The sequence below is a fragment of the Streptomyces zinciresistens K42 genome (assembly GCF_000225525.1).
Taxonomy (GTDB): Bacteria; Actinomycetota; Actinomycetes; order Streptomycetales; family Streptomycetaceae; genus Streptomyces; species Streptomyces zinciresistens.
On the sequence record NZ_AGBF01000122.1, the window covers coordinates 1 to 20,754 of the forward strand.

Sequence of the window (20,754 nt, forward strand, 5' to 3'; positions counted from 1 at the left end):
CCCCGGGTGCCGACGGCGACGCCGGGCCGCCCGGGGTCCGCCGTGCCGAGCCGGGGGGCCGCGGAGTCGGGGGCCGGCCGCATCAGGCTCAGGACGCCGGCCGCCAGTGCGAGGCCGCCCGCCGCGAGGAGGGCCTTGCGGGAGCGGGGTCTGCGATGACGGCCCCGCGAGCCGAGGCGACGGCCCGCGCCGGGGGCGTACGCCTGTGCCGTCCCGGTGTCCCGCGCCGTCCCCGGCGCCTCCCGCTCCTGTGTGGTCACGCTCATCCCGACCCCTCCCGACACGTTCACGCCCCCGGTGTGCCGTGCGTCGCGCACGTTATGCGCTGGTGTGGGCGAAGGGAGGGGAGTCGGGCGGGATGTCACTCGAACGGGGTGTCGGGCCTCGACCCGCGTGCCGGTCGGACGGGCCTTTCCCCGGCGGGGTCCGGCTGCGATGATCGGGCCAGGTGTTGTTAACCCGCGTTAACCGGAGGGTGTCATGGGCGAGGAGCGGTTCGGGGAGTTCGTGCGGGTGCGGCGGCACGGTGACGAGGGCGCCCGGCATGTCGCGGAACTGGCCCTGGACCGGCCCGAGGCCATGAACGCCGTCTCGACGGAGATGGCCCGCTCGATCGCGGCGGCGTGCGCGGCGCTGGGCGCCGACCGCGGCGTGCGGGCCGTGGTGGTCACCTCCACGCACGAACGCGCCTTCTGCGTGGGCGCCGACCTCAAGGAGCGCAACTCCTTCAGCGACGCGGACCTGGTGCGGCAGCGGCCGGTGGCGCGCGGGGCGTACACGGGCGTGCTGGAACTGCCGGTCCCGACGGTCGCCGCCGTGCACGGCTTCGCCCTCGGGGGCGGTTTCGAGCTGGCGCTGTCGTGCGACGTGATCGTGGCCGACCCCACGGCCGTCGTGGGGCTGCCCGAGGTGTCGGTCGGGGTGATCCCTGGCGGCGGCGGGACGCAGCTGCTGCCCCGGCGGGTGGGGGCCGCCCGCGCGGCCGAGCTGATCTTCACCGCGCGCCGCGTCGGGGCCGCCGAGGCCCGCGAGCTGGGGCTGGTGGACGTCCTCGTGGCGGAGGGCCGCGACCGCGAGGAGGCGCTGGCGACGGGCGCGCGCATCGCCGCCCACTCCCCGGTCGGCCTGCGGGCCGCCAAGCGGGCCCTGCGCCTGGGGTACGGCCTGGACCTGCCGGCCGGTCTGGAGGTCGAGGACGCGGCCTGGCGCTCGGTGGCCTTCTCCGGGGACCGGGCGGAGGGCGTGGCGGCCTTCAACGAGAAGCGCAAGCCGCGGTGGCCGGGCGAGTGAACCGCGCGGCGGTCCCGGCCCGGGTGGCGCCGCCCTGACCTGCGCGGCGGCCGGTCCGGGGGTGCGCCCCGTTCGCCACACCGACGTCTCAGATCGGGGTGAAACTCCCTAGCCTGGGGTGATGGGTGAGGACAGGCGGCTCGCGGCTGTGGTGGCGTTGGCGCAGGGGATGGCGGCGGCGCACTCCCCGCGCGAGTCCTGGCGGGCGGCGGCGCTCGGGGCGTGCCGGGCGCTGTCCGGGAGCTTCGCCGCGCTGTCGGTGTGGGAGCGGGAGCTCGGCCGGCTGCGCGTGCTCGTGAACGTGGGGGACCGCACCCGGGGCGAGGAGGAGTTCCCCGGCGACGAGGCGTATCCCGTGCACCAGTTCCCGGAGATCACCGAGTTCCTGCACGAGCGGTGGGCCTCCGGGGGCGAGCCCGACGCCTGGGTGGAGACGGCGGCCGGCCCCTCCGCCGGCCGCCCCGGGTACTGCCACCAGCGGGTGGCCGCCCTGCGCAGGCGCGGGCGCGGCTGCTGCGTCGTGGCGCCGATCGTGCTGCACGGACGCGCCTGGGGCGAGCTCTACGTCGCCCGCTCCGCCGGGGTGCCGGTCTTCGACCGGGGGGACGCCGACCTCGCCACCGTCCTCGCCTCCGTCGTGGCCGCCGGACTCGCGCAGAGCGAGCGGCTGGAGGAGGCCCGGCGGCTGGCGTTCACGGACGCGCTGACCGGGCTGGCCAACCGCCGGGCCGTCGACGTACGGCTGGAGGAGGCCATCGAGCGGCATCGCGCCGACGGCGCCGTCGTCAGCCTCGTCGTCTGCGATCTGAACGGCCTCAAGCGGGTCAACGACACCCAGGGCCACGCCGTAGGCGACCGGCTGCTGGAGCGCTTCGGCTCGGTGCTGTCGCTGTGCGGCGCGATGCTGCCCGGGGCGCTCGCCGCCCGGCTCGGCGGCGACGAGTTCTGTCTGCTCGCCGTCGGCCCGGCGGCCGACGAGGTGGTCGGGGCCGCCGAGGAGCTGTGCCGGCGCGCCGCCGAGCTGGAACTCGGGGAGGGGGTGGCCTGCGGGGTTGCCTCCACCGAGGACCCGATCGGGGCCGTGCGCTCGGCCCGGCGGCTGTTCCGGCTCGCGGACGCGGCCCAGTACCGGGCCAAGGCGCTGCGGGCGGGCCGCCCGGTGGTGGCGGGCCGCGACGGGCCGGACGATCCCGTGGTGCGCCTCGCCGACGCGGCGCCCGCGGGCCAGGACGCGGTGGAGCGGCGCCGGTTCCGGGGCCGCCGCCCGTGAGGCGGCGGGCCGCGCCTGGCGTGAAGGGCGCGGGGCCCGGGGCCCGGGGTCCGGCGCGGGGCCCGGGGGTGGGCCGGGGTGTAAGGGGTGGGGCGCCCACCCACTAGTGACATCTTCATCTTCACTGCGTACGCTCCTGAATATGGATATGCACACTGTGGTGGTGGGGACGTCCGGACTCACCGCGTCCGACGTTCTCGCCGTGGCGCGCGGCGGCGCCCGCGTCGAGCTGTCGCCCGAGGCGCTCACGGCCCTCGCCGCCGCCCGCGAGATCGTGGACGCGCTCGCGGCCAAGCCCGAACCCGTCTACGGCGTCTCCACCGGCTTCGGTGCCCTGGCGACCCGGCACATCAGCCCCGAGCTGCGTGCCCGGCTCCAGCGCAACATCGTCCGCTCGCACGCCGCCGGCATGGGGCCGCGCGTGGAGCGGGAGGTCGTACGGGCGCTGATGCTCCTGCGCCTCAAGACCGTCTGCTCGGGACGCACGGGCGTGCGCCCCGAGGTCGCGCGGACGATGGCCGACGTGCTCAACGCGGGCATCACGCCCGTCGTCCACGAGTACGGCTCCCTGGGCTGCTCCGGCGACCTCGCGCCCCTGTCGCACTGCGCCCTGACCCTGATGGGCGAGGGCGACGCCGAGGGACCCGACGGCACCGTCCGCCCGGCCGGCGAACTGCTCGCCGCGCACGGCATCGCCCCCGTCGCACTGCGCGAGAAGGAGGGCCTCGCCCTCCTCAACGGCACCGACGGCATGCTCGGCATGCTGATCATGGCCCTCGCCGACCTCGACACCCTCTACAAGTCCGCCGACGTCACCGCCGCCCTCAGCCTCGAAGCGCTGCTCGGCACCGACAGGGTCCTCGCCCCCGAACTGCACGCCATCCGCCCCCACCCGGGCCAGGGCGACTCCGCCGCCAACATGCTGGCCGTACTGCGGGACTCGGGCCTGACCGGGCACCACCAGGACGACGCGCCCCGCGTCCAGGACGCCTACTCGGTGCGCTGCGCCCCGCAGGTCGCCGGAGCCGGCCGGGACACCATGGCGCACGCGCGCCTGGTGGCCGAGCGGGAACTGGCCGCCGCCGTCGACAACCCCGTCGTGCTGCCCGACGGCCGGGTGGAGTCCAACGGCAACTTCCACGGCGCGCCCGTGGCCTACGTGCTCGACTTCCTCGCCATCGCCGTCGCCGACCTGGCCTCCATCGCCGAGCGCCGCACCGACCGGCTGCTGGACAAGAACCGCAGCCACGGCCTGCCGCCCTTCCTCGCCGACGACGCGGGCGTCGACTCCGGGCTGATGATCGCCCAGTACACGCAGGCCGCCCTGGTGAGCGAGCTGAAGAGGCTGGCCGTACCCGCCTCGGCGGACTCCATCCCGTCCTCCGCCATGCAGGAGGACCACGTCTCGATGGGCTGGTCCGCCGCCCGCAAGCTGCGCACCGCCGTCGACAACCTCACCCGGGTCCTCGCCGTCGAGCTGTACGCCGCGACGCGCGCCATAGAACTGCGCGACGGGCTCACCTCGGCGCCCGCCTCACGGGCCGTCATCGACGCCGCGCGGGCAGCGGGCGTCCAGGGCGCCGGGCCCGACCGGTTCCTGGCGCCCGACCTCGCGGCCGCCGACGCCTTCGTGCGCTCCGGCGACCTCCTCGCCGCCACCGAGCAGATCACCGGCCCGCTGCGCTGACCCGGAACCGCCGCGCCGACGCCGACGGGGAAGGGGCCCTGCCGTACGGCAGGGCCCCTTCCCCGTGTCCGCCCGCTACTTCAGCTTCGCGGCCTGCGCCTTGACGAGATCGGCCGGGACGGCGTACGGCTTGTCCGTCATCATCAGACCGATGTCGATCGTGTAGTACGTGGCGATGGTGCCGCCCTGCCGCACCACCTCGACGTGCGTGGTCGCCACGTCGCCGCCCTGCTTGCTCACCGCGGTGAACGCCACCGACTCGTCGCCGGTCCCGGACGACTTCTCCTCGGTGATGCCGGTCAGCTTCTGGTCCGTGCCCTGCATGGCGAGCGGGAAGCCGCCCGAGCAGTTCCTGACCCCGTCCGACACGGACTTGAAGGTCCGCGCGGCCCCCTCACCGTCGTACGAGGACAGGCCCACGACGGTCATGTTCAGGCTCATCGCGGCGGTGAGCGAGTCCGCGACCTCGCCCTCGCTCAGGTCCTCCAGGGACTTGGAGGCGTCCGCGGAGGGCTTCTTCTCCTGCGTGGCCATGACCGCGGTCGCGGCGGTCGCGTCGCCCGGCGCCAGGCCCCCCATGGCGTAGGCGAGCGGCAGGCACTTGGTGTCGCTGCTCTTGATCTGGTCCTTGGACTTCGGCAGTTGCTTGCCGGACGCGTCCACCTTGTAGCCGTCGACATCGCCCTGGGCGATGATCGCCTTCTTCAACTCCGCGGCGCTGAGCGCCTTCGCGGCCTGGCCGCCCGAAGTGCCCGACGCGCTCGGCTCCTTCGAGCCCTTCGCGTCGCCGGATCCCCCGCCGCACCCCGTGACAAGGGCGAACGACAGCACGCCCACGGTGACCGTGGCGGCTCCGCGCACGCCCGATGATCTCTTCATGGCCGGACTATGAAGCCCAGGTCAAAGCGGCGTCAAGCCGGATTAAAGACCGAGGCGTTCCCGGCGCACGGAGTAGACCACGAAGCCCGCGCCCAGCGTGAGGAACGCGGTCCCGCTGACGACGTACGGCGTGGTGTCGAACGCTCCGGTCTCGGCGAGCCGGACGTCCTCGCCGGCGCCGTCCGCGCTGTCCGACACGGCTCTCGCCTGCTGTGTGACCTGCGGCGACGGGACCGTCGAGGGCTCCGCCCCGGTCGGTCGGCCGTCCGTCGCGTTGGCGGAGGGCACGAACCACAGGGCGCCCAGCAGGGCCCCCGCGGCGGTGGCGGTCAGCAGGGATCGGCGTGCGGTGGACGACGATCGGTGGGCGGCGGACACGGAATATCGATCCCCTTGTGGCGCTGGCGAATTGGCCGTGTGGGGCGATGGTAGTGAACGTCGTGGGTAACGGGAAAGTCACGGGAGGGACGGGCCGTTCGCTCCCGGGGGTGAGTGCTCCGTAAACCTCATGCTTTGTACGCCTTCGACGGGGGCGCGCTCCCGACCCGGACGGCCGGGACGCCGCGACCCGGGCCGGCCCGGACCGGAATCGGGCCGGAATCGGGCCGGAGCGGCCGGCGCCGCGGGGCCCGCGCCGGGGTGCTGTGATGGGGTGCTGTGACGGAAGACACGGCCGTCCCGCCGGTCCGGCCCGGGGCTTCGTCCGGCCTGGTCAGCGCGGTGCCGGGAGCGGGCCGGCGCGGACTTCCCGGCCCGGTGGGCACATCCGCCCCGATCCGGACTCGCCGGACCGTGACGAGGCCCGCGAAGATGGGCACAAGGACTACGGCGACGTCGAGGCGACGCGGGCCGGCTGACGCGACCCGGGGCATCGCGCCCCCGGATGCAACCGCCGCCCGGGGGTTTCGCGTCTCAGGACGCGCACGGACCGAGATCCGCACCACCTGTCGCGCAGACGTGGTGTGCCCCACACATGGCGGCCATGTGGAACGGGTCGAACCGGTCGTAGCGTTGAAGGTTCTTGACGGGGGGCTGTCGGGTGTTGGCGATTCGGGAACGATGGAGAAGCGTGTGATGACGAACAGGAAGCGGCGCAAGGGCCTGACGGTCGCGTCCGCACTGCTCGGTGGTGTCCTGGTGCTCTCGGCCTGCTCCGGCGGCTCTGACGCCTCCGCCGACAGCGGCAGTGGTTCCTCCACCGAGGCCAAGGTCGACGAGGCGGCCGCCAAGAAGGCGTCCGACGCGACGATCAGGATCTCGCCCAAGGACGGCTCCGACAACGTCTCCATCAACAACGGCGCCGCCGTCACCGTCAGCAAGGGCACGCTCACACAGGTGACCATGACGACGGCCGCGGGCGCCCCCGTCGACGGCGCGATATCCGCCGACAAGACCAGCTGGAAGCCGAACAACCAGCTGGAGCGCTCCACCAAGTACAAGCTCAAGGCCGTCGCGAAGGACTCCGCGGGCCGCGACGCCTACGAGAACGCCTCCTTCACCACCGTCTCCCCGGCCAACAGCTTCCTCGGCTACTTCACGCCGGAGAACGGCTCCACGGTCGGCGTCGGCATGCCGGTCTCGATCAACTTCGACAAGGCGATCGCGAACAAGGCGGCGGTCCAGAAGGGCATCACCGTCTCCACCACCAGCGGCCAGGAAGTCGCCTGCCACTGGTTCAACGACAAGCGCATGGACTGCCGCCCCGACAAGTACTGGCAGTCGGGCGCCACCGTCACCATGAAGATGGCCCTGGACGGGGTCGAGGGCGCCAAGGGCGTCTACGGCGTCCAGCAGAAGACGGTCAGCTTCAAGATCGGCCGCAACCAGATCACCTACGTCGACGCCAAGGCGAAGCAGATGAAGGTGACGCGGGACGGCAAGACCGTCAAGACGGTGCCGGTCTCCGCGGGCGCCCCGGAGAACCCGACGTACGGCGGCATCATGGTGATGTCCGAGAAGTACGAGAAGACGCGCATGAACGGCGCCACCGTCGGCTTCACCGACGCCAACGGCAAGAGCTCGTACGACATCAAGGACGTGCCGCACGCCATCCGGCTCACCACCTCCGGCACCTTCATCCACGGCAACTACTGGGGCGCCAAGTCCATCTTCGGCAGCGTCAACACCAGCCACGGCTGCGTGGGCATGTCGGACACCAAGGGCGGCAAGGACAAGGGCACGCCGGGCTACTGGTACTACCAGAACTCCATCGTGGGCGACGTCGTCGTGATGCAGAACACCGGCGACAAGACCGTCGCGCCGGACAACGGCCTCAACGGCTGGAACATGGACTGGGCCAAGTGGAAGGCCGGTTCGGCCGTCTGACCCCACCCCCGGCCACCCGACAGCTCCCGCACAGCCGACCGATGCCGCCCCCCCCGGGGGGCGGCATCGGCGTTTCCGCGCCCGCCTCCTCGTCCCGCTCCCGTGCCGGCGGAGACCATCGCCGCCCTCGACGGCGTCGGCCTCGGGGAACTGCTCGGGCATCGGCCGTCCGAGCGGTCCGGCGGCCGGCGGCCGGCGGCAGCGCGTCGCCCTCGCCCGCGCACCCGGCGAGCGGCCCGAGGCGCCGCCCGCCGGCGAACCCACCGGCAACCTCGACGAGTCGACGCGCGACGAGATCATGGACGTACTCGAACACCTCTGGGAGGAAACGGGGTTGACCGTCATCACGGTCACCCATGGCCCGGCCCCCGCGAAGAAGGCGCCGCGGGGGGCGACGATCCGCACGGGAAGGATCACTGTCAAGGACAACGCGAAGGGCCTAACCCGGCGACTGCGTAACGGAGTTGGCGCCATGGCGTAACAGTTGGCGGGCGAGCCCGCCAACTCCCCCCGCTGCCTTGAGGCGTCCGATCATCCCTCGGCATACTGCGTCATCCGGGGGGCGACGCGGACGCGTTCGAGACCACCCCCGGCCGGGTGACGGGGAACCCACCCGGACCATCAGCAAGGGGAAAAACGTGCGCAGACACGTCCACCGAGCAGGAGCGGCCTCCGTCGCCACGGCGGCCGCCCTCGCCCTCGCCGCGGGGATGACCGCCCCGGCGTCGGCCGAACCGGAACAGCGCCCCTCCGGCGCCGCGGCCTCGTTCACCGCCTCCCAGCGCGTCACCCTGATCACGGGGGACCGCGTGTCCGTCGACGCCAAGGGCCGGGTGACCGGCCTGGAGCGGCCCAAGGGGCGCGAGCACATACCCGTCAAGATCCGCAGGGCGCAGGGCCGCACCCTCGTCGTGCCGGCCGACGCGGCCCGGCTGGTCGCGTCGGGCAAGCTCGACCAGCGGCTGTTCGACGTCACCGAGCTGTCCAAGGCGGCGACCCGCAGGTCCCAGGCCAAGGGCCTGAAGGTCATCGTCGGCTACCAGGGCGCCGCCACCGGTGCCAAGGCCGACGTCCGCGACGCGGGCACGCTGCGCCGCACCCTGAAGTCCCTGAACGCCGACGCCGTGCAGACGTCGCAGCGCCGGACCCCGGAGCTGTGGAACGCGCTCACCGACGGCGACCGGGCGGCGTCCGGCATCGCCCGGATCTGGCTCGACGGCGTCCGCAAGGCCAGCCTCGACACCTCCGTGGCCCAGATCGGCGCGCCCAAGGCATGGGCGGCCGGGTACGACGGCAAGGGCGTCAAGATCGCCGTCCTGGACACCGGCGTCGACGCCACCCACCCCGACCTCAAGGGCCAGGTGGTCGCGGCCAGGAACTTCACCTCCTCCGCCACCGCCGACGACAAGTACGGCCACGGCACGCACGTCGCGTCCATCGCCGCGGGCACCGGCGCCAAGTCGGGCGGCAAGTACAAGGGCGTCGCGCCCGGCGCCGACATCCTCAACGGCAAGGTCCTCGACGACCAGGGCTACGGCGACGACTCCGGGATTCTCGCGGGCATGGAGTGGGCCGCCGCGCAGGGCGCCCAGATCGTCAACATGAGCCTAGGCGGCGGAGACGCCCCGGGCATCGACCCGCTGGAGGCGGCGGTCAACAAGCTGTCCGCCGACAAGGGCATCCTGTTCACCATCGCGTCCGGCAACTCCGGCCCCGAGACGGTCGGTTCGCCCGGCACCGCGGAGGCCGCGCTCACCGTCGGCGCCGTCGACGGCAAGGACGTCCTCGCCTCCTGGTCCAGCACCGGACCCCGGGTCGGCGACGGCGGGATCAAGCCGGACGTGACCGCGCCGGGCGTGGCCATCACCGCCGCGTCCGCCAAGGGCAGCGTCATCGCGCAGGAGGTCGGCGAGAACCCGCCCGGCTATGTGACGATCGAGGGCACCTCCATGGCGACCCCGCATGTCGCGGGCGCGGCCGCCCTCCTCAAGCAGCAGCACCCCGACTGGACGTACACCGAGCTGAAGGCCGCGCTCACCGGCTCCGCCAAGGGCGGCCCGTACTCGGCGTTCGAGCAGGGCGCGGGCCGCATCCAGGTCGACCGGGCCATCAAGCAGACCGTGATCTCCGAACCGGTGTCGCTGAACTTCGGCACCCAGCAGTGGCCGCACAACGACGACAAGCCCGAGGCCAGGAAGCTCACCTACCGCAACCTCGGCACCCAGGACGTCACGCTCGCGCTGTCCGTCGCCGCCACCGGCCCCAAGGGCAAGCCGGCCCCCGCGGGCTTCTTCACCCTCGGGGCGGCGACGGTCACGGTCCCCGCGCGCGGCACCGCCTCCGTCGACCTGACCGCCGACACCCGCCTCGGCGGCACCCTCGACGGCGCCTACTCCGCCTACGTCACGGCGACGGGCGGCGGCCAGAGCGTCCGCACGGCCGCGGCCGTGCAGCGCGAGGGGGAGTCGTACGACGTCACCGTCAAGCACATCGGCAGGGACGGCAAGCCGACCTCCGACTACAGCACGACCCTGTTCGGCTACACCGGGGCGGCCACCGACCGCGCCTACGAGATGCCGACCGCGGACTCCGGTGTCACCAAGATGCGGCTGCCCAAGGGCACGTACCTGATGGACGCCTGGATCGCGAAGGACATGGCGACCTTGAAGGGCGGCCTCGACTGGGTGGTCCAGCCCAAGCTGAACGTCACCCGCGACACCACGGTGACGATCGACGCCCGCACGACCGCGTCCGCCGACATCACCGTCCCCGACCCGCGGGCCGAGCAGCGCTACGCCGGCGCCGACTACTTCTACGGCGCGGCGGGCATCGGCATCGGCGCCGGCGTCGACTCCTTCGCCGACCTGCGCATGGCGAACCTGGGCCCGGAGGTCCCGAGCGGGCTGACCCAGACCTGGAACGGCCAGTGGGTCAAGGGCACCACCGCCGAGTACGCCGTCGCCACCACGGCCAAGGTCAAGAAGATCCAGGGCAAGAAGGTCCGCCGCTTCACCGCGCGTGAACTCGCCACGGTGCGCAACGACCTCGGCGCGGCGGCGCCCGGCAAGACCGGCGCCCTGGTGCCGACGGGCGTCTTCCCCGACAACGCCGTGGTCGGCACGCCGAGCGAGCAGAAGCTGCCCGGCTCGCGGACGCTGTACCTGTCGACCGCCGACAAGATCCGCTGGACCTGGGACTTCGAGCAGTACTCCGGCAAGTACGCGGACGGCCTGCCGGTCGCCGACGCCACCTACTCGCTGGGCGCGCCGCAGACCTTCACGGCGGGCCGCAGCTACACCAAGAGGTTCAACACCGCCGTCTTCGGCCCCGACATCAACAAGGAGTACGGCCTCTTCCGCGACGGCGCCACGCTGTACGGCTCGCTGCCGCTGTTCGCCGACGGCAGCAAGCACGAGGGCTCGTCCGACTTCACCTCGGTCGCCACGAACCTGTACCGCAACGGCAGGAAGATCGCCAGCAACCAGGACCCGCTGGCCGGCGAGCCGTTCACGGTCCCGGCCGGTGACGCCGAGTACAGGCTGACGACGTCGGTCAAGCGCAGCGTCAAGGTCGCGGCCGCCTCCACGCGGATCGACGCGAGCTGGACGTTCCGCTCGAAGACGACCTCCGGCGTGGTCGCGCTGCCCGCGTCCACCGTCCGCTTCGGCGCGAGCACCGGCCTGGACAGCCGGGTCGCGGCCGGCAAGACGGCGACCTTCCCGGTCACCGTCGTCGGCGCCGCCGCGGGCCGCAACCTGAAGTCGCTGTACGTGTACGCGTCGTACGACTACGGGCAGACCTGGAAGAAGCTCGACGTCAGGAACGGCAAGATCACCGTGAAGAACCCGGCCAAGGGCAAGGCGATCTCCTTCCACGCCAAGGTCACCGACAAGAAGGGCAACAAGGCGACAGTCTCCGTCTACAACGCGTACTACGCGAAGTAGGCGCCCGCCGCCGAGCCGAGAGCGGACCGCCCGCCGGAAGCACTGCTTCCGGCGGGCGGTGCGTGTCCGTGGGCCCATGACGGCTCACACGGCGGAGGCTCACACGGCGGAACACGTCCGGTACCGCGTCCCCGAGGACAGTCCGCGGAGTTCCCCGCCGCGTGCGGCGGCCTGCTCCGGAACCCGGGGCGGCCACGGGCACCTGTGCGCCCGGCACCTGGGGGCGCGATCACCGGGCCGCAGCGCCACCGCCTTGCCGGGGCTGGGCGGCGGCGCCCGCAGGCCGCGGGGAGCGGACGGCCGTACTGCCGGGACCGCGCGGCCCACCGCGACGCCGGGTGCCCCGGAGCGGGGGCGCTCCGGGGCACCCGGCGGACGCGCGGTCTCAGCCGGTCTCAGCCGGTCTCAGATGGTCGCGGTGTCGATGACGAAGCGGTAGCGCACGTCGCTGTTCAGCACCCGCTCGTACGCCTCGTTGATCTGGTCCGCGCGGATCAGCTCGATCTCGGCGCCGAAGCCGTGCTCGGCGCAGAAGTCCAGCATCTCCTGCGTCTCGCGGATGCCGCCGATCCCGGAGCCGGCGAGCGTCTTGCGGCCGCCTATCACCGAGAACAGGTTCAGCGAGACGGGCTCCTCCGGCGCACCGACGTTCACGAACGCGCCGTCCGTCTTCAGCAGCGACAGGAACTGGTCCAGGTTCAGCGGCGCCGAGACCGTGGAGAGGATCAGGTCGAAGGAGCCGCGCAGGTCCTTGAAGGTCTGCGGGTCGCTGGTCGCGTAGTAGTGGTCCGCGCCCAGCTTCAGGCCGTCGTCCTTCTTGCGCAGGGACTGCGAGAGGACGGTCACCTCGGCGCCGAGGTGGTGCGCGATCTTCACGCCCATGTGGCCGAGGCCGCCCATGCCGAGGATCGCGACCTTCTTGCCGGGGCCGGCGTTCCAGTGCTTGAGCGGGGAGTACGTGGTGATGCCCGCGCACAGGAGCGGGGCGGCCTCGTCGAGGGAGAGGCCGTCCGGGACGCGCAGGACGAAGTTCTCGTCGACGACGACCTTCTGCGCGTAGCCGCCGTAGGTCGGCTCGCCGTTCCTGTCGAGGGCGTTGTAGGTGCCCACGTTGCCCTGGAGGCAGTACTGCTCCAGACCGGCCGCGCAGTTCTCGCACTCGCGGCAGGAGTCGACCATGCAGCCGACGCCCACGCGGTCGCCGACCTTGTGCTTCGTGACGCCGGACCCGACCTCGGACACCACGCCCGCGATCTCGTGACCGGGGACCATGGGGAAGATCGCCTCGCCCCAGCCCTCCCGGGCCTGGTGGATGTCGGAGTGGCAGATGCCGGCGAACTTGATGTCGATCAGGATGTCGAACTCACCGACTTCGCGGCGCTCGATCGTGGTGCGCTCCAGCGGAGCCTTGGCGGCGGGTGCTGCGTATGCGGCGACGGTGGTCATGCCGGGGATCTCCTCGGTTCGCGTGCCCGGCTGCCTACAGGGTCCGTGCTTGGTACGTCCGGGCACGTCACCCAGCCTGCCGGAGCACGCGGGCGGCACCCAGCCCCCGGTCGTTCGTACGTCCGCCGGTCCTACCACCGACGGGGTCAGGCTCGTGGGCGTACGACCGGGAATACTCGAAGCATGGACGACAAGCCCGTATCCGCGACCGGCCCCGCCGGCGACACCGGGGGCGGCCTGGACCGGCGCGCCGAACTCAGCGAGTTCCTGCGCACCCGGCGCGCCCGGCTGAAGCCCGAGGACGTCGGGCTGCCGGACTTCGGGCGGCACCGCCGGGTCCCGGGCCTGCGGCGCGAGGAGCTGGCGCAGCTCGCCGGGGTCTCGGTGGCGTACTACACCCGCCTGGAACAGGGCAACGGACGCAACGTGTCGGCCGAGGTCCTGGACTCGATCGCGCGGGCGCTGCGGCTCAGCGACGCCGAGCACGCGCACCTGACGCACCTCGCCAAGCCCAAGCAGCACAAGAAGAAGCCCACCGCGCGGACCGAGCACGTCCGGCCCGCGCTGCGGCATCTGCTGGAGTCGATCGACGGCGTCCCCGCCTACGTCACCGGGCGGCGCTCCGACATCCTCGCCTGGAACGCGATGGCCGCGGCCGTCTTCGGCGACTGGTCGGAGCTGCCGGCGCAGGAGCGCAACTGGGCGCGGCTGGTGTTCCTGCGGCCCGACTACCGCGAGCTGTTCGTGGAGTGGGAGCAGAAGGCGTCCGACATGGTCAGCTATCTGCGCATGGACGCGGGCTGCCACCCGGACGACCCCCGGCTGTCCGCGCTGGTCGGTGAACTCTCCGTCAAGAGCGAGGAGTTCCGGCGGCTGTGGGCCACCCATGACGTCAAGGAGAAGAGCTTCGGCGTCAAACGCATCCGGCATCCGCTGGTGGGCGAGCTGACCTTGAACTTCGAGTCGTTCCGGCTGTCCGACGGCACGGAGCAGAGCCTGGTCACCTATCACGCGGAACCCGGTTCCGAGGCCGCGCAGGGGCTGCGGCTGCTGGCGAGCTGGGGCGCGGACGCCACCAGGGCGGGACGGCCGGCACCCTCCGTGTGAGGGGGCGCCGTCCCGCGCGTCCCGCGTCCCGCGGCGGAGCGTGCGAGGCGGGCCCGACTCCGTAGTCTCGAAGGAGGGGGAGTTCCCTGAGCCGTGCCCGCCGCACGGCGTCGGAGGTGACGGCCATGAGAGCCTCGCTGATCCAGCTGTCCGTGGACGCCGGCGAGTCCGCGGGGGAGCGCCGCCGCAGGGCGGCCGGGCTGGTCCGGGACCGCGCGGGCGACGACCTGGTGGTCCTGCCCGAGCTGTGGGCGGCCGGGGCGTGGGCGTACGACGGCTGGGACCGCGACGCCGAGCGGCTCGACGGCCCCACGGCCGAGGCGATGTCCGCCGCGGCGCGGGACGCAGGGGTGTGGCTGCACGCCGGTTCGATCGTCGAGCGGGACGCGGACGGCACCCTCTACAACACCGCCCTGCTCTTCGACCGGACCGGACACCTCGCGGGCCACTACCGCAAGATCCACCGCTACGGCTTCGACACCGGCGAGGCGACCCTGATGGGCGGGGGCGGGGACATCGTGACCGTGCCCACCGAACTCGGCGTGATCGGCCTCGCCATCTGCTACGACCTGCGCTTCCCCGAACTCTTCCGGGCCCTGCTCGACGCGGGCGCGGAGCTGGTCGTGGTGCCCGCTGCCTGGCCGGCGGCCCGGCTCACCCACTGGCGGCTGCTGACCCGCACCCGGGCCCTGGAGGAGCAGGTCCACCTGCTGGCCTGCTGCGCGACCGGCTCCCACGGCGGCATGGACCAGGGCGGACACAGCGCGGCGATCGACCCCTGGGGGACGGTCCTGGCGGAGGCCGGGCGAGCCGAGGAGACCGTGACGGCGGACCTCGACCCGGACGAGGTCGCCCGCATCCGCACGGACCTCCCGGTCCTGCGCGACCGGGTCCTGGGCGACCGGGTCCCGGGTGACCGGCACTCCTTCAAGCGAAGTCACGCGGTGCGGGAGGCACCGCCCACCTGAAGACGCCACGCGTCGGCGAACGCGTCCGCGGCCCGTGTCCTCCCGGCGCCGTCCGGGCGGTGGCTACAGACCGGGAACGGTGAATCCGTTGAGAGCCCACAGCGCGGCCGAGTACCACAGCACGCCGATGGCGCCGAACAGGACGCTCCCGGTGGCCGGGAGCATCCAGCCGGGCAGGCGGCGGCTGCGCACCACCAGGACCTTGGCGACGAAGGCCCCGTACAGCACGCAGCCGGCGGCCGAGTGCAGGAGGACCCGGGTGCTCGCCGTCTCCACGCCGTAGGTGCGGACGCAGTGGTAGGCGATGGGCACCGACAGCAGGAAGGCGAGCCAGCCCACCGCACGGTGCGAGGCGCGCACCCGGCGGCGCCCCGGCGTGAGACCAGGCAGCCGTCCGTACATCCACACGCCCAGCAGGAGCTGAACGAGCGCGAGAGCGAACAGGGCGGTGCCCAGGCGGGCCTTGAGGGTGACCGCCGCCGCGCCCTGTGCGCCGAACAGGCCGGTCCCGTACTGCGGGCTCTGGTGCCGGCCGGTCAGCCAGATGGCCGCCGCGACGGCCACCGGCACCGCGACGACCAGTCCGATGACGGCGACCCGTGCCGGAGAGCGGTGCCCACGGGCCCGGTGAGGGGACTTGGACGTCACGTCGGCTGACTCCTCCTACTGTTGTCGCTGGTCAGCTCATGTCGACCTTGTTGCCGGCGGCGTCCAGTACGTACCACTCGGCACCGAACTGGTTGAGGGCCTGGCCGTTCGTGTCGCCCGGCTTGGAGTCCCCCGCGTACCTGTACACCGGGTGGCCGTTGTAGGTGACCTGTGTCGTGCCGTCGGACCGTTTCGACGTGCCCAGCAGGCTGGACTTCGCCGAACCGCCGGTCGAGGGCGACCCTGACGTCACGAGCGGCGGCCAGGCCGCGGCGCACGACCCGTCGCACGTCGAGGTCGTCGACTTGTCCGCCTCGAACAGATACAGGGTGCGCCCCTTCTCATCGACCAGGATCGTGCCCAGCTTGCCGGCCGAGGCGGTCTTCACCATGGCCTGCCCGCCGGCGGGCGTGCTGCTCGACGACGCGTTCGCGCTCTGGCCCGACGCACTGCTCGTGGCCGTGCTCGACGGCGTCGCCGACGACGAGGAGCCGCCGCTGCCGCTGGAACATCCGCTCAAGGTTGCGATCGTCACGAGAGCCGCCGTTCCCACGACCGCCAGTCGGATACGCGCCATCCCAAACTCCACCAGGTAGGGGCCCGACGTCCGACGGGCCGATGGACGCATACCTTCCACATTTCGGGGATCCCTCGGCGCACGTCTGCCGGGATGCCCGCGCCCTTCACCGGGATGGGCCAGTGAGGGCCGGCGGAGGCGCGGCGGCGGTCCCGGCGGGACCGCGTCAGCGCCCGCGCCCAGGGCCGTCTCACGGCACCGGGCCCGAGTCGGGCCGACCCCGGCGGCGTGCACCCGGGAGGCGCCGCCCGGCGGATGGCCGAGGTCGTGCGGCCGGGCGCCGGTGCCGGATCGGGTGGCGGAGGCGCGCACGGGCCGGGCCACCGCGGACGCGTAGGCCCTGACCTCGTGGCAGCCGGCAAGCGGTCCTGGCGGCAGAGCGGGTTCCGCTTCGGGCGGGCGCCGTCGCGCCGGCGTATCGATCCCCTCCACAGCCCGCGGATGCCGCCCCGCCACCGACAGGCAGGACCAGCAGGCCGGCGCGGTGAACCTCGGCGCGGGCGCGTGGTCGGCCGCGGCGCCGGGGCGCGGGGACCGGCGACCGTCCGGCGGACGCCGTGATGGCCTAGAAAATCGAACACGTGATTGAATTCAGTCATGCGGACGTTTCCCGACGACCTCGCCCAGGCACAGCGCGACTGGAGCGCCACCTACCGACTGCTCGCCGAGCAGCCCGGCCGTACCGCACTGCGCGGGCGGCTGCACCGGCTGTCGGCCCGCGCCTGGTTCCACCCCTGCTGGCGGGACCGGCGCCCCAGTCCCGCCGCGTGGCGGGACCTGCGCGAGCTGGGGCGCGCGGACGGGGACGGACGGGAGGCGAACCGCCCATGAGCGCGGACGACACCGACGCGGCGTACCGCGCGGTCCGCGTGGTCGTGCAGCCGCCGCTGCCCACCGGGGGCCGCCGCGTGCGCGCGGACGGCGAGATCCTCGGCCTGGCGCACAACACGGCCGACGTCGCGGAGTTCCTGCGCCGCGCCGGTCTGGAGATCGACTCCGCCGAGGTCGCGCGGGCCCCCTGGATCGACTGGCGCGGCGCCGGGCCCGACCGCTGGAGCGGCTGAGCGGCGGCGGAATCGCCCGGCCCCCTCGCGCGTTGACCCGGGTGGGCACGGAGCGCCCGTGCCGCACGAGGCGGGCGCGCGCGTGACCGCACCGACGAACAGACGAGCATGGGAGGGCCGCGATGGCCGCGCAGACGCAGAGGGCCGTGCTGGCGGGCGGATGTTTCTGGGGCATGCAGGACCTGATCCGCCGGCACCCGGGCGTCACGGCGACCCGGGTCGGATACACCGGCGGAGACGTGGCGAACGCGACGTACCGCAACCACGGGACGCACGCCGAGGCCATCGAGATCCTCTTCGACCCCGAGCAGACCGACTACCGCGCGATCCTGGAGCTCTTCTTCCAGATCCACGACCCGAGCACCAGGAACCGCCAGGGCAACGACATCGGCCTGAGCTACCGCTCGGCGGTCTACTACGTGGACGACGAGCAGAAGCGGATCGCCGAGGACACCATCGCGGACGTGGACGCCTCGGGGCTGTGGCCCGGCAAGGTGGTCACCGAGGTGGAGCCGGCCGGCCCCTTCTGGGAGGCCGAGCCCGAGCACCAGGACTACCTGGAGCGCTACCCCGACGGCTACACCTGCCACTTCCCGCGTCCGGGCTGGCGGCTGCCCGCCCGCACACAGGGCTGACCGCGCGACGGCCCGGCACCCGGCCGGGCCGTACGGGGGTGCGGGGCCCGAGCGCGCCCCGCCCGCCTCAGTGCGGGAGCGTCGCCGGGCTGCCGCCGTTGGCCTCGTACCCGGCGACCGCGAGCGCCCGGTAGACCGCGAACTCCGCGGCCGGGTCCGCGGACAGCGTCCAGGGCAGCGCGCCCACATGGCCGTCGACATGGACCAGCTGGTCCATGGCCTCCGCCCAGCGCTCGGCGCGCACCAGGAAGAACACCAGCAGATGGCGCACGTGCGCCAGCATCGGGTCGTCCGCCCGCGCCGAGTGCACCGCGTACAGCGCGCCGTGGACCGCCTTCGTGACGACCTCGCTCTGGTAGAAGCCGCTCACCAGGTTGACCTCGGGCATGTGCTCGAAGACCGCGAAGAGGGGCATGGCGGCCAGCAGGGAGCCCCGCGGCGCGCGCGCCGCGGCCGCCTCGGCGAACTCGTACGCCTGCGTGCGCGAGCCGTGCCACTTCTCGCACCAGTAGTTGAGGGCCGCGAGATGGGCGCCCATGTGGGCCGGGGCGCGGTCCAGGATCTTCAGCCAGACCTGCTCGAACTCCGGCCGGGAGTACCCGAGTCCGCGCGCCACCGACAGCTCGACGACGTACGGGACCGGGTCACCGGGGGCGAGCAGGGCGGCCGTACCGAGGGCCGACCTCGCCTCCTCCATGATGATCCGGAACTCGTCCGTGCCCGGCGACGCGGTGCGCCACGCCTGCTGCACCAGGAACTCCGCGTGCACGGCCGCGCCGCCCGCGTCCTTGGGCTGCTCGGTGCGCCACACCCGCAGCCACTGACCGCCGGGGGACTCGCCGACCCCGCCCGGCCGCTGCTGGAGCTCCAGCGCGGCGGCACCGGCGAACGCCTGCACCCGCTGCCAGCGCAGCTCGCCCTCGGGGGCCGTGCCCGCCAGCAGCTGCGCGGCGGCGCGGTAGTCCTGGGTGCGCTGCACCACGTCCAGCACGTCCAGCAGGTCCTGGTCGTCGCCGGGCATGCGGACGTCCAGCTCCTCCTGCCGCACGAAGCCGTAGTCCGCGGGGTCCGCGGCGTCCGGGTGGCCCGGCGGGACCTGCTCGACCAGACCCCTCCTGCGGCGCATCAACGGCAGCGCGACGAAGCCGATCATGACGATCGCGATCAGGACCCAGAGAATCTCCATGCCCCCAGCGTTCCAGACGCCGCCGACAATTGGCCAACGAGGTCGGCTGCCTGTGGACAACCCCGCCCCGCGCACCCCGCGGCACCCCCGCCCGGACCGCGGGTCCGCGCCCGGGTTCCGCGCCGCCCCGCCGCCGTCCGCCGTCCGGCGCGTTCGCGCACTACCCTCGGTGCCCATGAGCGACAGGCACATCAGTCAGCACTTCGAGACCCTCGCGATCCACGCGGGCAACACCGCCGATCCCCTCACCGGCGCGGTCGTCCCGCCGATCTACCAGGTCTCGACCTACAAGCAGGACGGCGTCGGCGGACTGCGCGGCGGCTACGAGTACAGCCGCAGCGCCAACCCGACCAGGACCGCCCTGGAGGAGAACCTCGCCGCCCTTGAGGGCGGCCGCCGCGGCCTCGCGTTCGCGTCCGGACTGGCGGCCGAGGACTGCCTGTTGCGTACGCTGCTCAGCCCCGGCGACCACGTGGTGATCCCCAACGACGCCTACGGCGGCACCTTCCGGCTGTTCGCCAAGGTCGTCGCGCGCTGGGGCGTGGAGTGGTCGGTCGCCGACACCTCCGACCCGGCCGCGGTCCGCGCCGCCCTCACCCCCAAGACCAAGGCCGTGTGGGTGGAGACCCCCTCCAACCCGCTGCTCGGCATCACCGACATCGCAGCCGTCGCCCAGATCGCGCGCGACGCCGGAGCACGGCTCGTCGTCGACAACACCTTCGCCACCCCCTACCTCCAGCAGCCGCTCTCCCTCGGCGCGGACGTGGTGGTGCACTCCCTGACCAAGTACATGGGCGGCCACTCCGACGTCGTCGGCGGCGCCCTGGTGGCCGCCGACCCGGCGCTGGGCGAGGAACTGGCCTTCCACCAGAACGCGATGGGCGCGGTCGCCGGGCCCTTCGACTCCTGGCTGGTGCTGCGCGGCGCCAAGACGCTCCCGGTGCGCATGGACCGGCACAGCGAGAACGCCACCAAGGTCGCCGACATGCTCTCCCGGCACGCGCGCGTGACGCGCGTCCTGTACCCGGGGCTGCCCGACCACCCCGGTCACGAGGTCGCCGCCAAGCAGATGAAGGCGTTCGGCGGCATGGTCTCCTTCCGGGTCGAGGGCGGCGAGGAGGCGGCCGTCCGGGTCTGCGACCGCGCCAAGGTGTTCACGCTCGGCGAGTCCCTCGGCGGGGTCGAGTCCCTCATCGAGCACCCCGGCCGGATGACCCACGCGTCCGTGGCCGGCTCCGCCCTGGAGGTGCCCGCCGACCTCGTCCGGCTGTCCGTCGGCATCGAGAACGTCGACGACCTCCTGGAGGACCTCAAGCAGGCCCTCGGCTAGAAGGCTCAAGAAGATCTTGGTGAGGGGCTGTCCGGCTCGTGGGCCGGGACGGCCTGCCGGCCGCTCGCGGCGTCCGGTGCGGTGCCTCAGGGCGGAGGTGCCGTGCCGGGCGCCACGAGCCGGTGCACCTCACCGGTCACGGCACCAGCGAACCCTTCCGGTCACGGCACCAGCGGGCCGCGCGGCGGGTCTCACCAGCCCGTCAGCGGTGGAGTCGTCTCGGAGGGCGGCTCCGCCCACGGCCGCACCGCCAGCGACCACACCGTGAACGCCGCCGCCGCCGCGCACAGCAGCAGCCACAGCAGCCGCACGGCGGCCCGGCGGCGCCGCAGCACCCGGCCACCGCGCCGCAGGGCCTCGGCGTACACCTCCGGCGGCACCGGCGGCTGCGCGCCCTC

19 protein-coding genes and 2 pseudogenes are annotated in these 20,754 nt (G+C 73.3%); 13 read left to right on the forward strand and 8 right to left on the reverse strand.

Annotated features, from left to right (window positions below; translation table 11 throughout):
- Positions 1-266 (reverse strand): annotated as a pseudogene (locus SZN_RS25630) (hypothetical protein); the annotation flags it as partial.
- A 214-nt stretch (positions 267-480) separates the two neighbouring features.
- On the opposite strand from SZN_RS25630, the gene SZN_RS25635 reads away from it, so the two are divergent.
- From SZN_RS25635 to hutH, 3 genes are all read left to right on the forward strand, one after another.
- The gene (locus SZN_RS25635; RefSeq protein WP_007500377.1) at positions 481-1,290 is read left to right on the forward strand and encodes an enoyl-CoA hydratase/isomerase family protein; all 810 of its coding nucleotides are present in this window, start codon (positions 481-483) and stop codon (positions 1,288-1,290) included.
- A 121-nt stretch (positions 1,291-1,411) separates the two neighbouring features.
- Positions 1,412-2,560 (forward strand): GGDEF domain-containing protein, encoded by a 1,149-nt coding sequence (locus SZN_RS25640; RefSeq protein ID WP_043733047.1) that lies wholly within the window; start codon positions 1,412-1,414, stop codon positions 2,558-2,560.
- Between the two features lie 148 nt (positions 2,561-2,708).
- Positions 2,709-4,247 carry a histidine ammonia-lyase gene (gene hutH / locus SZN_RS25645; RefSeq protein WP_007500380.1) on the forward strand — a complete coding sequence of 513 codons (1,539 nt, stop codon included), beginning with the start codon at positions 2,709-2,711 and terminating at the stop codon, positions 4,245-4,247.
- A gap of 75 nt (positions 4,248-4,322) precedes the next feature.
- On the opposite strand, the gene SZN_RS25650 is transcribed toward hutH, so the two are convergent.
- Both SZN_RS25650 and SZN_RS25655 read right to left on the reverse strand, forming a co-directional pair.
- Positions 4,323-5,126 carry a hypothetical protein gene (locus SZN_RS25650; RefSeq protein ID WP_086021445.1) on the reverse strand — a complete coding sequence of 268 codons (804 nt, stop codon included), beginning with the start codon at positions 5,124-5,126 and terminating at the stop codon, positions 4,323-4,325.
- Between the two features lie 42 nt (positions 5,127-5,168).
- Positions 5,169-5,504, reverse strand: coding sequence for a lipase chaperone (locus SZN_RS25655; RefSeq protein WP_007500384.1), 336 nt, complete (start codon positions 5,502-5,504; stop codon positions 5,169-5,171).
- A gap of 696 nt (positions 5,505-6,200) precedes the next feature.
- Between SZN_RS25655 and SZN_RS25660 the strand changes: the two genes are divergently transcribed.
- From SZN_RS25660 to SZN_RS25670, 3 genes and pseudogenes are all read left to right on the forward strand, one after another.
- Positions 6,201-7,451 (forward strand): L,D-transpeptidase, encoded by a 1,251-nt coding sequence (locus SZN_RS25660; RefSeq protein WP_007500386.1) that lies wholly within the window; start codon positions 6,201-6,203, stop codon positions 7,449-7,451.
- Positions 7,452-7,574: 123 nt separating this feature from the next.
- Positions 7,575-7,932: pseudogene (locus SZN_RS42795) on the forward strand (hypothetical protein); the annotation flags it as partial.
- A 157-nt stretch (positions 7,933-8,089) separates the two neighbouring features.
- The gene (locus SZN_RS25670; protein ID WP_007500388.1) at positions 8,090-11,395 is read left to right on the forward strand and encodes a S8 family peptidase; all 3,306 of its coding nucleotides are present in this window, start codon (positions 8,090-8,092) and stop codon (positions 11,393-11,395) included.
- Between the two features lie 405 nt (positions 11,396-11,800).
- Here the strand turns inward: SZN_RS25670 and SZN_RS25675 are convergent, their stop codons facing one another.
- On the reverse strand, positions 11,801-12,841 hold the full coding sequence (locus SZN_RS25675) for an NAD(P)-dependent alcohol dehydrogenase (RefSeq protein WP_007500390.1): 1,041 nt from the start codon (positions 12,839-12,841) through the stop codon (positions 11,801-11,803).
- Between the two features lie 183 nt (positions 12,842-13,024).
- On the opposite strand from SZN_RS25675, the gene SZN_RS25680 reads away from it, so the two are divergent.
- Positions 13,025-13,948 (forward strand): helix-turn-helix domain-containing protein, encoded by a 924-nt coding sequence (locus SZN_RS25680; RefSeq protein ID WP_007500393.1) that lies wholly within the window; start codon positions 13,025-13,027, stop codon positions 13,946-13,948.
- A 125-nt stretch (positions 13,949-14,073) separates the two neighbouring features.
- Entirely contained in the window at positions 14,074-14,916 is an 843-nt protein-coding gene (locus tag SZN_RS25685; protein WP_007500395.1) for a carbon-nitrogen family hydrolase, read from the forward strand.
- Positions 14,917-14,979: 63 nt separating this feature from the next.
- Here SZN_RS25685 and SZN_RS25690 read toward each other — a convergent pair whose 3' ends face one another.
- Both SZN_RS25690 and SZN_RS25695 read right to left on the reverse strand, forming a co-directional pair.
- Positions 14,980-15,564, reverse strand: a complete 585-nt coding sequence (locus tag SZN_RS25690; RefSeq protein ID WP_007500397.1) for a DUF6529 family protein — start codon at positions 15,562-15,564, stop codon at positions 14,980-14,982.
- A gap of 31 nt (positions 15,565-15,595) precedes the next feature.
- A complete protein-coding gene (locus SZN_RS25695; RefSeq protein WP_007500399.1) occupies positions 15,596-15,955 on the reverse strand; it encodes a COG4315 family predicted lipoprotein in 360 nt (119 codons plus the stop codon).
- Here SZN_RS25695 and SZN_RS42800 point away from each other — a divergent pair.
- The 4 genes from SZN_RS42800 to msrA all read left to right on the forward strand — a co-directional run bounded on the left by SZN_RS42800 (position 15,921) and on the right by msrA (position 17,840).
- Positions 15,921-16,160, forward strand: coding sequence for a hypothetical protein (locus SZN_RS42800; RefSeq protein WP_244313415.1), 240 nt, complete (start codon positions 15,921-15,923; stop codon positions 16,158-16,160). The two genes, SZN_RS25695 and SZN_RS42800, sit on opposite strands and share 35 nt — an antisense overlap.
- Before the next feature lie 578 nt (positions 16,161-16,738).
- A complete protein-coding gene (locus SZN_RS25700; RefSeq protein WP_007500403.1) occupies positions 16,739-16,972 on the forward strand; it encodes a hypothetical protein in 234 nt (77 codons plus the stop codon).
- The gene (locus tag SZN_RS25705; RefSeq protein ID WP_007500405.1) at positions 16,969-17,205 is read left to right on the forward strand and encodes a hypothetical protein; all 237 of its coding nucleotides are present in this window, start codon (positions 16,969-16,971) and stop codon (positions 17,203-17,205) included. Before SZN_RS25700 ends, SZN_RS25705 begins: the two co-directional genes overlap by 4 nt.
- A 122-nt stretch (positions 17,206-17,327) precedes the next feature.
- Entirely contained in the window at positions 17,328-17,840 is a 513-nt protein-coding gene (gene msrA / locus SZN_RS25710) for a peptide-methionine (S)-S-oxide reductase MsrA (protein ID WP_007500407.1), read from the forward strand.
- Positions 17,841-17,907: 67 nt separating this feature from the next.
- Here msrA and SZN_RS25715 read toward each other — a convergent pair whose 3' ends face one another.
- Complete coding sequence (locus tag SZN_RS25715; RefSeq protein WP_007500410.1) at positions 17,908-19,026, reverse strand: hypothetical protein; 1,119 nt, start codon at positions 19,024-19,026, stop codon at positions 17,908-17,910.
- 175 nt (positions 19,027-19,201) lie between these two features.
- Here SZN_RS25715 and SZN_RS25720 point away from each other — a divergent pair, with 175 nt between their 5' ends.
- On the forward strand, positions 19,202-20,356 hold the full coding sequence (locus tag SZN_RS25720; protein ID WP_007500412.1) for a cystathionine gamma-synthase: 1,155 nt from the start codon (positions 19,202-19,204) through the stop codon (positions 20,354-20,356).
- A 191-nt stretch (positions 20,357-20,547) separates the two neighbouring features.
- On the opposite strand, the gene SZN_RS25725 is transcribed toward SZN_RS25720, so the two are convergent.
- Positions 20,548-20,754 (reverse strand): hypothetical protein (locus SZN_RS25725; protein ID WP_007500414.1); only part of this gene is annotated, 207 nt, incomplete at its 5' end.

Coding starts and splice junctions, on each gene's coding strand:
- SZN_RS25635 (WP_007500377.1), top strand. CDS start 481: ATGGGCGAGGAGCGGTTCGGGGAGTTCGTGCGGGTGCGGCGGCACGGT.
- SZN_RS25640 (WP_043733047.1), top strand. CDS start 1,412: ATGGGTGAGGACAGGCGGCTCGCGGCTGTGGTGGCGTTGGCGCAGGGG.
- hutH (WP_007500380.1), top strand. CDS start 2,709: ATGCACACTGTGGTGGTGGGGACGTCCGGACTCACCGCGTCCGACGTT.
- SZN_RS25650 (WP_086021445.1), bottom strand. CDS start 5,126: ATGAAGAGATCATCGGGCGTGCGCGGAGCCGCCACGGTCACCGTGGGC.
- SZN_RS25660 (WP_007500386.1), top strand. CDS start 6,201: ATGACGAACAGGAAGCGGCGCAAGGGCCTGACGGTCGCGTCCGCACTG.
- SZN_RS25675 (WP_007500390.1), bottom strand. CDS start 12,841: ATGACCACCGTCGCCGCATACGCAGCACCCGCCGCCAAGGCTCCGCTG.
- SZN_RS25680 (WP_007500393.1), top strand. CDS start 13,025: ATGGACGACAAGCCCGTATCCGCGACCGGCCCCGCCGGCGACACCGGG.
- SZN_RS25685 (WP_007500395.1), top strand. CDS start 14,074: ATGAGAGCCTCGCTGATCCAGCTGTCCGTGGACGCCGGCGAGTCCGCG.
- SZN_RS25695 (WP_007500399.1), bottom strand. CDS start 15,955: ATGGTGAAGACCGCCTCGGCCGGCAAGCTGGGCACGATCCTGGTCGAT.
- SZN_RS25700 (WP_007500403.1), top strand. CDS start 16,739: ATGCGGACGTTTCCCGACGACCTCGCCCAGGCACAGCGCGACTGGAGC.
- SZN_RS25705 (WP_007500405.1), top strand. CDS start 16,969: ATGAGCGCGGACGACACCGACGCGGCGTACCGCGCGGTCCGCGTGGTC.
- msrA (WP_007500407.1), top strand. CDS start 17,328: ATGGCCGCGCAGACGCAGAGGGCCGTGCTGGCGGGCGGATGTTTCTGG.
- SZN_RS25715 (WP_007500410.1), bottom strand. CDS start 19,026: ATGGAGATTCTCTGGGTCCTGATCGCGATCGTCATGATCGGCTTCGTC.
- SZN_RS25720 (WP_007500412.1), top strand. CDS start 19,202: ATGAGCGACAGGCACATCAGTCAGCACTTCGAGACCCTCGCGATCCAC.